General features: G+C 68.8%; 6 protein-coding genes. 3 read left to right on the top strand and 3 right to left on the bottom strand.

The window, feature by feature from the left end:
- Positions 1–12 precede the first annotated feature (12 nt).
- Positions 13–2,841 (bottom strand): heavy metal translocating P-type ATPase, encoded by a 2,829-nt coding sequence (locus tag DM992_RS24970; protein ID WP_111019072.1) that lies wholly within the window; start codon positions 2,839–2,841, stop codon positions 13–15.
- Positions 2,842–3,176: 335 nt separating this feature from the next.
- Between DM992_RS24970 and DM992_RS24965 the strand changes: the two genes are divergently transcribed.
- Entirely contained in the window at positions 3,177–4,613 is a 1,437-nt protein-coding gene (locus tag DM992_RS24965) for a DUF1254 domain-containing protein (protein ID WP_111019071.1), read from the top strand.
- Positions 4,614–4,764: 151 nt separating this feature from the next.
- A complete protein-coding gene (locus DM992_RS24960; RefSeq protein ID WP_111019070.1) occupies positions 4,765–8,541 on the top strand; it encodes a DUF748 domain-containing protein in 3,777 nt (1,258 codons plus the stop codon).
- 57 nt (positions 8,542–8,598) lie between these two features.
- Here the strand turns inward: DM992_RS24960 and DM992_RS24955 are convergent, their stop codons facing one another.
- Positions 8,599–8,820, bottom strand: a complete 222-nt coding sequence (locus DM992_RS24955) for a hypothetical protein (protein WP_034181647.1) — start codon at positions 8,818–8,820, stop codon at positions 8,599–8,601.
- A 251-nt stretch (positions 8,821–9,071) separates the two neighbouring features.
- Here DM992_RS24955 and DM992_RS24950 point away from each other — a divergent pair, with 251 nt between their 5' ends.
- A complete protein-coding gene (locus DM992_RS24950) occupies positions 9,072–10,748 on the top strand; it encodes an alkaline phosphatase family protein (protein ID WP_111019069.1) in 1,677 nt (558 codons plus the stop codon).
- Positions 10,749–10,967: 219 nt separating this feature from the next.
- Here DM992_RS24950 and DM992_RS24945 read toward each other — a convergent pair whose 3' ends face one another.
- A complete protein-coding gene (locus DM992_RS24945; RefSeq protein ID WP_111019068.1) occupies positions 10,968–11,864 on the bottom strand; it encodes a LysR family transcriptional regulator in 897 nt (298 codons plus the stop codon).
- Positions 11,865–11,912 lie beyond the last annotated feature (48 nt).

Below are 11,912 nucleotides of genomic sequence, written 5' to 3'. Positions count from 1 at the left end.
CACCGGCACGCATCAGCGCGCCCGCCCTTTCCATCTCCGCAGCAGCAGCGCGTTGGTCACGACGCTGACGCTGGAAAACGCCATCGCCGCGCCGGCAATCACCGGATTCAGCAAGCCGAGCGCCGCGAGCGGTACGCCGACCAGGTTGTAGACGAACGCCCAGAACAGGTTCTGCTGGATCTTCCGGTACGTGCGTTTGGAGATGTCGATCGCGTCGGCGACGAGCGCCGGATCGCCGCGCATCAGCGTGATGCCGGCCGTGTGCATCGCGACGTCCGTGCCGGTCGCCATCGCGATGCCGACATCGGCCGCGGCGAGCGCGGGCGCATCGTTGATCCCGTCGCCGACCATCGCGACGATCCCGCCGTGCGTGCGCTTCAGTTCGGCGACGACGCGCGCCTTGTCGTCGGGCAGCACCTGCGCATGCACTTCGCCGATACCGAGCGACGCCGCGACGGCCGCCGCGCTGCCGCGGTTGTCGCCCGTCACGAGCACGCTCGCGACGCCGCGCGCCGACAGCGCCGCGATCGCGTCGCGGGCGCCCGGCTTCACGGTGTCGCCGAACGCGATCAGCGCGAGCAGCGCGCGCGGCGCATCGGCGCGCATCAGCCACGAGATCGTGTTGCCCGCGCGTTCGAGCTCGGCCGCGCGAGCGTCGAGCGCGGGCGACACTGACAAGCCGAGCTCGTCGCGCCAGCGCGTGCTGCCGAGCGCGAGCAACTGTCCGCCGACGCGTGCTTCCACACCGCGTCCGGCCACCGCGCGCGCATCGGCTGCGATGGCCGGCGGCGCTGCAGCACCGCGTGCGGACACGTCCGCATCGTGCGCGGCGACCACGGCGCGAGCGAGCGGATGGTCGCTCTGACGCTGCACCGCCGCCGCGAGCGCGAGCGCTTCGTTGCGCGGCATGCCGACGGCTTCGAATGCCGTCACGGACGGCTTGCCTTCGGTCAGCGTGCCGGTCTTGTCGAACGCGATCACGGTAGCGCGCTGCGCGAGTTCGAGCGCCTGCGCGTCCTTGATCAGCACGCCGTGCCGTGCTGCGACGCCCGTGCCGGCCATGATCGCGGCGGGTGTCGCGAGGCCGAGCGCGCACGGGCACGCGATGACGAGCACCGCGACCGCGTTGAGGATCGCGGTTTCCGTCCCGGCGCCGGCGATCAGCCAGCCGGCCAGCGTCAGCAGTGCGATGCCGAGGATCGTCGGCACGAACACTTCGCTGACACGATCGACGAGCCGCTGGATCGGCGCCTTCTCGGCCTGCGCGGATTCGACGAGGCGGATGATGCGCGCGAGTGTCGTCTCCGCGCCGATCGCGGTGGTTTCGACGACGAGCGCGCCTTCGCCGTTGATCGAGCCGGCGGTGACGGCGTCGCCGTCGTCCTTCGGCACGGGCAGGCTTTCGCCGGTGATCAGCGATTCATCGATATGCGAGCGGCCCGACACGATCCGGCCGTCGACCGGTACGCGCTCGCCGGGGCGGATGCTGACGTTCGTGCCGACGCGCACCTGCGACAGCGGCACGTCGCGTTCGACGCCTTGTTCGACGACGCGCGCGCGATCGGGACGCAGCGCGTTCAGCGCGCGGATCGCCTCGGTGGTCTGGCGCTTCGCGCGCGATTCGAGCCATTTGCCGAAGCGCACGAGCGTGACGATGACGGCCGACGCCTCGAAATACAGGTGGCCGGGATGCGCGGGATCGCGCAGCAGCATCCACAGGCTCAGCCCGTACGCGGCCGACGTGCCGAGCGCGACGAGCAGGTCCATGTTGCCGGCGCGCGCCTTCACCGCATGCCAGGCCGCGCGGTAGAAGCGCGCGCCGAAGCCGAACTGCACGATCGACGCGAGCGCGAGCTGGAGCCAGCCGGGCAGCATCAGGTCGATGCCGAACGGCGTGACGAGCATCGGCGCGACGAGCGGCGCGCTCAGCGCCGCCGACCAGATCACGAGGTTGCGTTCGCGAACCGCTTCGCGGCGCTTGCGGGCGTCGGGATCCTGCGCGGGGCTGGCTGATTGCGCGTCTGCGCCGGGCGTTGCATCGGCCGACGGCGCGGCGGCGAGCGATGCGCGGTAGCCGGCCGTCGTGACCGCAGCGATCAGCGTAGCAGCGTCGAGTGCGCCGGCGCCGTGCACCGATGCGTGCTCGGTCGCGAGATTGACCGACGCGCGCGTGACGCCCGGCACGGCGGCCAGCGCCTTTTCGACGCGGCCGGCGCAGGACGCGCAGGTCATGCCGCCGATGTCGAGTTCGAGATCGGCGGAGGCGGTGGATTTTGTCGGTGGGGTGGCGATGGCGGCGGCGCCGGCGACCGGCGTCGCGCCATAGCCGGCCTGTTTTACGGCTTCGGCGAGCCGCGCGGCGGAAACGTCGGCCGCGGCATCGACCGTGGCGCGCTCGGTCGCCAGGTTGACCGATGCTCGCGTGACACCCGGCACTTTCGCGAGTGCCTTCTCGACGCGCGACACGCATGACGCGCAGGTCATCCCGTCGATATCGAGTTCGATCGCGGTCGTGGTTGCAGGAAGTGCTGCCGCCGACACGGGCGGCGTTTCGTCGCGCAGCATGTGCGCCGCATGCGCGGTCGCGACGGCTTCGACCGCCGCTTCACGTACGGCCGCGCGGTAGCCGGCCTCGCCGACCGTGTCGACGAGCCGGCCGGGTTCGACCGATTCCTGCGCGGTCACCGTCGCCGTATGCGAGTCGAGATCGACCGCCGCATCGACGACGCCCGGCACGGCGGCCAGCGCGCGCTGCACGCGGCCCGTGCAGCCGCCGCAGTGCATGCCGTCGACGGTCAGTTCGATCGTTTGCAGCGCTGCGGAGGCAAGTGGTTCAGTCATATCGGATTTCCCAAAAGCGCGGTTCGTGCCGCGAATGGTTCCAGTGTCAACATTCCCACGATGGTAAGGTCAAGCGGTGGCGACGATGCGACGCATCGTCCGGATGCGGCGTCGCATCGCCCCAAACCGCCGAAGTGGGGCCTGACGGTCAAGGAACTAGCGCTCGCCCCTCTATTCGGCATATTGGGGGATGCCCTTAGGCGCTATGATACCGGCCTGACATCAGCGCCCACCGTCGCGAAACGGACATGCGGGCAGGCTGAGGTGCCTTGCGTTCGCCGTTCGCGAGTGGAGCAGGGCGTTGACTGAAAAGAACGATATTCGGCCAGTAATCGATGATTGAAAACCAGCGAGAATCAGTTTCTCTGCGGCGCGCGTGCGCGTCGCTGGCCATGGCGGCATTGCTTGCGGGATGCGCGTCGCAACCCGATGCGATCCAGCGGAAAACCGGCTGGATGCGTGCGGAAGCCGCCGACTCCTATATCTATGCGTATCCGCTCGTGCTGATGGACGTCGCGAAGGAAGCGGCGACGGGCGGCGACGGCGCGCAACCGGGGCAGGCGCCGCTCAACACGCTGCGCCACGCGCAGGCGCTGCCGCCCGTCGGCGCGGTCAATCCGCCGCTGCCGGGCGTCGACACGCTCGACTCGACCGGCTGGCTCGACGTCGCCGCCGAACCCGTGATCGTCACGCTGCCCGACACGCGCGGCCGCTACTGGGACGCGCGCGCACTCGACATGTGGACGAACGTGCTGTGGTCGTCGTCGAGCGTGCCGGCACGCGGTGCCCGCAGCGCGGCGCGATCGCAAACGATTGCCTTTGCCGCGAAGGGCTGGCAGGGCACGCTGCCGAAGGGCGTGCAGCGCGTCGACGTGCCGTCGGGCAATGCGTGGCTCGAAGTGCGGCTGCAGACGAGCGGCGGGCGCGATCTCACGAACGTGAAGAAGCTGCAGCGTGCGATCCGCGTGGTGCCGCTGTCCGTTTACACGGGCGCCGCGCGCGGCGCGTCGGTCGCGGTCCATGCGGGCAGCGCGCCGTCCGAAGCGGTGGGCGGCGGCACGCCGGCCGAGCAGGTCGCCGCGCTCGACCCGAAGGCGTTCTTCGCGCGCTTCGCGCAGGCGCTGCAGGACAACCCGCCGCCGGCCGACGACGCGCACGCGCAGGAATTGCTCGGCGACATCGGCGTGTCGGCCGGCTACCCGGTGCTGTGGACGGGCGACCGCCTCGCGGCCGCGACGGCGGGCGTCGCCGAGGCGCGCGCGCGGCTCGCGACGCCGCCGTCGAACCTGCTGAACGCGAACGGCTGGAGCTGGATCGGCGACACAGCCGGCAAGTACGGCCAGGATTACGCGCTGCGCGCGTACGCGGCCTACACGCAGTTCGGCACCGCGACGCGCGACGACGAAACGCTCGCGGTCGTTCGCGTGGACAGCGACGGCCATCCGCTGAACGGCGCGAACCGCTACGTGCTGCATTTCGCGCCGGGCGCGCTGCCGCCGGCGCGCGCGTTCTGGACGCTCACGCCCTACACGACGAACGGCGCGCTGCCCGACCTCGGGTCGGCGCGCCGCTCGCTCGGCGATCGCGACCGGCTGCGCCGCAACCACGACGGCTCGATCGACATCGTCGTGTCGGCGTCCCCGGGCGGCGCGTATGCGGGCAACTGGCTGCCGGCGCCGCGCACCGATTTCGCGCTCGCATTGCGCCTGTACGCGCCGAAGCCGCAGGCGAGCGACGGCTCGTGGATGCCGCCCGTCGTCGTCCGGAAATGAACGGTTGACCGCCGTCGTTGTCCGACCCGCGGGCGCGGCGGCGGCGCCCGACGTCCGTACCGTCACCTCCTGAGCCTATACTTTCGGGATAGCGTGCGCGGCCGCCCGGTTTTCCGGTGCGGCCCGGCATCCATTCCCGAGATATTCAAGCATGGCAAGCGCAGACAAGAAAACCGTATCCTCGACCCTCCATGCCCTCGGTGGCGTTGCACGCTCGCGCCGAACCCGGCGTATCGGTATCGGCGTACTGATCTTCCTGGTTTTATTCGGACTGCTCGGGTTCTTCGCGGCGCCGCCGCTGATCCGCCATGTCGCCGAACAGCAGTTGAGCAAGCAGCTCGACCGGCCGGCCACGATCCAGCGCATCGCGCTGAACCCGTACACGCTGAATCTCGAAGCCGACGGCATCCACCTCGGCGAGCGCGGCGGCCAGGGCGACTTCATCGACATCAGCAAGCTCGTCGTGAGGCCGTCGTGGTCGTCGCTGTTCCGCGGCGCGCCGATCGTCAACGAAATCCGCGTCGATTCGCCGCGCTTTCACATCGTCCGCTACGACGCGCAGCGCTTCAACTTCACCGACCTGATCGAGAAGTTCTCGACGCCGTCCAAACCCGAAAGCAAGCCGACGCAGTTCTCGGTGTCGAACATCCAGGTGAACAACGGCCGGATCGACTTCGACGATCGCCTGCTGAACGAAAAGCACGTCGTCGACAACTGGACGCTCGGCATCCCGTATATCGCGACGCTGGCGTCGAAGACCGACATCTTCGTCGAGCCGAAGCTGCGCATGCGTTTCGACGGCAGCCCGATCGCGATCGACGGCAGGACCAAGCCGTTCGCGCAGTCGCGCGAGTCGGAGATCGCGCTGAAGTTCGACCGTCTCGACGTACCGAAGCTGATCTCGTACGTGCCGGCGAAGCTGCCGGTGGCCGTGACGAGCGGCCTGCTGAGCAGCAACCTCGCGATCAATTTCGTGATGAGCGGCGAGACGCCCGCGCTGCGCGTGTCGGGCACCGTCGACCTGAACGACGCGAAGGTGACGGACCATGCGTCCGCGCCGCTGTTCGCCGCGCGCGGCGTGCATGTCGCTGCGGCCAGCCTCGAGCCGCTGCGCAATGCGATGCACTTCGACGAGATCCGGATCGACCAGCCGGTGGTCGACCTGGCGCGCGACAAGCAGGGTGTGCTGAACGTCGAGAAGCTCGCCGCGCAGCCGGGCGCCGCACCGAAGGCGGAAGCCGGCAAGCCGGCCGCGTCGGGCGTCGCGGCCGCTTCCGGGATCGCCATCGCGGCAGCCAGCGGTGCGAAGGCAGAAACCGCCGCCGCGAAGGAGGCGCCGCCGCTCGACCTGACGATCCGTCATTTCACGATCGACGGCGGCACGGTCAACGTCGACGACCGCGTGCCGGCGCCGCCGACCGCGCTGTCGCTCACGAAGCTCGCCGCGACGCTCGACGGTTTCTCGCTGCAGGGCAAGACGCCCGCGAAGTACACGCTGTCGACGTTGCTGTCGCGCGGCGGCGACGTGACGGCCGAGGGCGCCTTCAATCTCGCGGCGAAGCAGGCCGGCACGAAGCTGACGGTCGCTGCGCTCGCGCTGCCGGCGCTGCAGCCGTACCTCGGCGAGGCGACGCGCGCGCGCGTGCTCGACGGCACGCTCGGTGCGACCGTCAACGCACAGGCCGACTGGGGCAAGACGCCGCTCGCCGCGCAGGTCGCCGACAGCACGGTCAGCCTGAAATCGCTGAAGATCGCGACGCCGGACGCAAAGGCGCCCGCGATCGTGCTGCCCGACGCGAGCGCGAAGATCACGAAGGTCGACGTTGCCGCGCGCACCGCGGAGATCGCGAGCGTCGACGCGAGCGGGCTCGCGCTCGACGTGAAGCGCCTGAAGGACGGCAAGATCGACCTCGCGGCGCTGGGCGAACCCGCGCAGGCAGCGGTGCCGAAGCGCACGGTCGCGCGCAAGGCCGAGGCCGCCGCGCCGTCGTGGCACTACCGGATCGACGCGCTGAATGTGAAGGATTCGTCCGCGAACTTCACCGATCTGTCGACGCCGCGCCCGGTGAAGCTGGCGATCAAGCCGCTGGATCTGTCGGTGCAGAAGCTCAGCGACGACATGACCAAGCCGCTGCCGGTGCAGCTGAAGGCGACGCTGAACCGCAAGGGCTCGCTGAACGTCGCGGGCGACGTGACCGCGCAGCCGCTGAAGGTCGGCCTGAAGATCGACGGCAACCGCCTCGACGCGGCCGCATTCGAGCCGTATTTCGGCAGCGTGCTGAACGCGACGATTGCGAGCGCGCTGCTCAACGCGCAGGGCAACCTGACGTTCGCGCAGATGAAGGACACGCCGCGCGCGACCTATCGCGGCGACGTCGCGCTCGTCGACGTGCGGATGCTCGACAAGGCGACGTCCGACCCGTTCGCGGGCTGGCGCTCGCTCGCGCTGTCGAACCTGAAGGCGAACTACGACGAGAAGGGCACCGACGTCGACGCCGCGCGCGTGACGTTCTCGAATTTCTACGGCCGCGTGCTGCTCGATGCGCAGGGGCGCCTGAACCTGAAGGACGTCGTCGCGAAGGAGTCGGGCCCCGCGCAGTCGCTGACGCGCGACGCAAGCAAGGGCGAGCCGGTGCCGCTGTCGCCGCAGGCCGCATCGACGCCGGCCGCGGCCCAGGCCGCATCGGCCGCGTCCGCGCCGGCGGTCGTGAAGGCCGCACAGCCGCCGCAGCACCCGGTGCGGATGCACTTCGGCGAGCTGCTGCTGCAGAACGGCCGCGTCACGTATACCGACAACTTCATCAAGCCGAACTACACGGCGAACCTGATCGCGATCAAGGGCACGGTCGGCGCGTTCGGCACGGATTCGACGACGTCCGCGCCGGTCGATGTCGCCGCGAACCTCGCGGGCAACGGACCGATCTCGATCAAGGGTTCGGTGAACCCGCTGATCGAGAAACCCGCGCTCGACCTCACGGCGACCGCGCACGACATCGAGCTGACCAACCTGACGCCGTATTCGGCGAAGTACGCCGGCTATCCGATCACGAAGGGCAAGCTCAACGTCGACCTGCACTACCAGCTCGCGAACGACCAGTTGACGGCGAACAACCACATCTTCATCGACCAGCTCACGTTCGGCGATCACGTCGAAAACGACACGGCGACGAAGCTGCCGGTGAAGCTCGCGATCTCGCTGCTGAAGAACACGCGCGGCCAGATCGACGTGAACCTGCCGGTGTCGGGTTCGTTGTCGAATCCGGAGTTCAGCATCGGCGGGCTGATCTGGCATGCGGTGCTGAACCTGATCGCGAAGGCCGTCACGTCGCCGTTCACGCTGCTCGCGAATGCATTCGGCGGTGGCGGCGGCGAGGATCTCGGCTACGTCGAGTTCGCGCCGGGGACGTACGCGCTGACCGACGCGCAACAGCAGAAGCTCGATACCGTCGTGAAGATGCTGACCGAGAAGCCGTCGATCCGCCTCGACCTGATCGGCCGCGTCGATCCGGCGAAGGACACGCCGGGGCTGCGCGACGCGTATGTCGAGCGGCTGGTGCGCCAGCAGAAGCTGAGGGATGTGATCGGCCAGGGCGAGAGCATCGATCCGATGTCGGTGAAGGTCGACCAGGCCGAATATTCCAAATACCTGACGCGTGCGTACAAGGCAGCCGACTTCAAGAAGCCGCGCAACCTGGTCGGCCTGCAGAAGACGCTGCCCGATGCGGACATGAAGCAGGCGCTGGCCGATCACGCGCCGGCCGACGACAACGCGCTGCGTGCGCTCGCGCAGCAGCGCGCGCAGGCCGTGCGACAGTACCTCGAAGGAAAGATCGATTCGAGCCGCGTGTTCGTCGTCGCGCCGAAGCTCGATGCGAAGGGCATCGAAGACAAGGGCGCGACGACCCGCGTCGACTTCGGGCTCCAGTAAGGCGTCGTTTCATCCGCTGCCGCCGCGTCCGCACAAGCCGGGCACGGCGGCTTTTTTTCAGCGCGCGACGATCGCCGGTTCGCGCTTGTCCAGTTCCTTCCTCGCGGCCAGCGGCAGACGCGCGTCGTCCCACTGCGTCAGCCATTCGACTTCCTTCGCGGTGAACACTTGTCCGTAGTTGCGCAGCGCGTACTGCAGCGCGTCGACGACGTGATGGCGAATGATTTCGGGGGTGCGTGCATCGTCCAGCACGAACCGGAGAGCTTCCAGGGTCGACATAGTCGTGCTCCGGGTCAGGGAAAACCCTTTATCACACGCCAATAGTCGCGGGCCAAGCCGAAAAAAAATTCCGGCCGCGCACGCCGACGCACGGAGCGGACCGCATTGCGACCGCTTCATGTCGCTTGCGTTTGGTTACGTTTGACAGAGAACAGAAAGCCCCGCTTCATCCGACCGCCGCACGATCCGGCGATATTTTGCGCGCCTGATGGCAAGTCACGCAGTTCAACATCAATCGATGAGGTGGGGTGATGATTTCGTTCTTCGGTAAGCAGCGGAAGATGGCCGCGATGGTGGCGGGCGCGCTGGCGCTCGCAAGCATGGGCGCGTACGCGGCGCAGCAGGACGGCGACAGTCAGGGCGGGAACGACGGCCACGCGCGCCGCGTCGTGAAGCACGTGCTGCTGATCAGCGTGGACGGCCTGCACGAGCAGGATCTCGCGCGCTGCATCGGCGCGAACACGTGCCCGAACATCGCGGTGCTCGCCAAGAGCGGCGTGACGTACACGAATGCGTACACGCCCGGCCTGTCGGATTCGTTCCCGGGCCTCGCGGCGCTCGTGACGGGCGGCTCGCCGAAGACGGCCGGCCTGTTCTACGACGTATCGTACGACCGCAACCTGTATGCGCCGAGCGATACGACGTGTTCGGGCAAGCAGGGCTGGAACGTCGTGTTCGACGAAACGACCGGCATCGACGCGATCAACGGCGGCAAGCTCGTGCACCTCGACGGTGGCGGCGCGTTCAACCCGCAGGCGATCCCGCATGCGCGCGTGGGCGGCCAGTGCGTGCCGGTCTATCCGCACAACTACCTGAAGACCAACACGGTGTTCGAGGCCGTGAAGGCCGGCGTGCCGAATGCGCACACCGCGTGGGCCGACAAGCACGCGTGGGGCTACGACTGGCTGAACGGCCCGTCGGGCACCGGCGTCGACGACCTGATGCGCACCGAGATCAACTCGATCGACCCGGCGACGAACACCGACTACACGGACGTCTATTCGCACACCGCGCGCTTCGACAACCTGCACGTGCAGGCGCTGATCAACCAGATTGAAGGCCGCGATTCGACGGGCACGAAGAGCGCACCGGTGCCGACGCTGTTCGGCGCCAACTTCCAGACGCTGAGCGTCGCGCAGAAGTCGCCGGTCGCGAAGGGCGGCGGGTATCTCGACGCGGACTTCACGCCGAACGGCCAGGTCGCGAACGCGATCACGTATGTCGACAACTCGATCGGCCATGTCGTCGCGGCGCTGAAGCAGGCCAACCTGTACACGTCGACGGCCGTGATCGTGACGGCGAAGCATGGCCAGTCGCCGACCGATCACACGAAGCTCGTGAAGAACGGCGATACGCTGACGAAGCTGCTCGAAGCGAACAACTACCTCGACCCGAACGGCAACTTCGGCCAGAACAATACGTCGACGGGCAACCTGAACGACGGGTCGGGCCTGGTCGGCACGGGCTTCGTGCAGACCGACGACGTCGGCCTGATCTGGCTGCGCGACCGCAGCCAGCGCACGGCCGTCGTGCAGACGCTGAAGGCGAACCTCGGCTGCAACGCGCCGGGGATCTGCGCGGACGGTTCGCAGGCGTACATCCTGTACGGCGCGGCGCTCGCCGACCGCTTCGGCGATCCGGCCAACGGCCGTACGCCGGACATCATCGTCCAGCCGAATCCGGGCGTGATCTACACGTCGAGCACGAAGAAGGACGAGGAGCACGGCGGCAACGCGCCGGACGACAGCCACCTCGGCCTGCTCGTGTCTTACCCGGGCATCCATCGCGCGCGCACCGTGAACGATCTCGTCGGCACGAAGCAGGTCGCGCCGACGATCCTCGAACTGCTCGGCGCCGATCCGCGCCTGCTGCATGCGGTCGTGGCCGAGAACACGCGCGTGCTGCCGGGGCTCGGTATCGGGCGTTGAGCGTGACGGGCGGCGCGGTGCCGCGATGCCGGCGCCGCCGTGCCGTCCGAGCCTGTCCGGCGATGCCGCCCGGGCTTGCCCGGCCCCGTGCCGTCCGAGCCTGTCCGGCTATGCCGCCCGGGCTTGCCCGGTCCCGTGCCGTCCGAGCCTGTCCGGCGATGTCGCCCGGGCTTGCCCGGTCCCGTGCCGCCCGAGCCTGTCCGGCTATGCCGGACAGGCTCATCCGTTCGCGCATTCGTCGAGCATCCATTCCCTGAAGCGCCGCAACGCAGCGCTCGTCTCCAGGCGCTCCGGCGCGTAGCACAGGTAGTGCCCTTGCGCGTCGACGTCGACGGGGGCGTCGAACGGTTCGACGAGCGCGCCGGTCGCGAGATTGTCGACGATCAGGAAACGTGGCACGAGCGCGAGCCCGAGCCCGGCCTGCGCGGCCTGGATCAGCACCGAATACTGTTCGAAGCGCGGCCCCGATAGCGCGTTCATGTGTGCCGCGCGATGGCGTTCCGCCCACATGGACCATGCGATCTCCGCCTGCTCGTGCACGAGCCGCGGCGCGGATGCCGCGTCGGCCGGCGTGCGCAGCGCATGCCGCGCCGCGAATTCACGGGAACAGACCGGCACGAACGTCCGGCCGTCCAGGTAATCGCAGCGCACGCCTTCCCATGCGCCGTCGCCGTAGCGGATCGCCGCGTCGAGTCCGAACGGAAACACGTCGCCGTGGGCCAGGTGGCGGCGAAAACTCAGCGTGACGCCCGGCGCGGCGGCCAGAAAGCGCGCGAGCCGCGGCACCAGCCACTTGGTCGTGAAGGTCGGCACGCTCGCGATCGTCAGCAGATCGCTGTTCTCGCGCGCGCTCAGCAATTCGATCGACGCGTTGCCGATCTCGCGCAGCGGGCCGATCACGCGTGCGTGATAGACCTGTCCGGCCCGCGTGAGCACGAGATTGCGCCCCTCGCGCACGAACAGCCTGACGCCGAACAGCGCCTCGAGATTCGCGATCTGCCGGCTGACCGCGCTGGGCGTCAGGCCGAGCTCGCGGGCCGCATACGAGAAGTTCAGGTACTTCACGGAACTCGCGAACGCGTGCAGCTCCGCGATGTTGGGAAACAGGTGCTTCACGGCGAACTATTCCTTGCGCGCACAGATCGATGCGGGCGTTGTACGTTT

It is taken from the genome of Burkholderia sp. JP2-270 (assembly GCF_003233675.1).
In the GTDB taxonomy this organism is placed as follows: Bacteria; Pseudomonadota; Gammaproteobacteria; order Burkholderiales; family Burkholderiaceae; genus Burkholderia; species Burkholderia pyrrocinia_C.
The sequence above is the reverse complement of the archived record's forward strand: the minus strand, read 5'-3'. Positions and strand labels throughout refer to the sequence as shown.

Excerpts from the sequence above, each read along its gene's own strand:
- DM992_RS24970 (WP_111019072.1), bottom strand. The coding sequence starts at position 2,841 with ATGACTGAACCACTTGCCTCCGCAGCGCTGCAAACGATCGAACTGACC.
- DM992_RS24965 (WP_111019071.1), top strand. The coding sequence starts at position 3,177 with ATGATTGAAAACCAGCGAGAATCAGTTTCTCTGCGGCGCGCGTGCGCG.
- DM992_RS24960 (WP_111019070.1), top strand. The coding sequence starts at position 4,765 with ATGGCAAGCGCAGACAAGAAAACCGTATCCTCGACCCTCCATGCCCTC.
- DM992_RS24955 (WP_034181647.1), bottom strand. The coding sequence starts at position 8,820 with ATGTCGACCCTGGAAGCTCTCCGGTTCGTGCTGGACGATGCACGCACC.
- DM992_RS24950 (WP_111019069.1), top strand. The coding sequence starts at position 9,072 with ATGATTTCGTTCTTCGGTAAGCAGCGGAAGATGGCCGCGATGGTGGCG.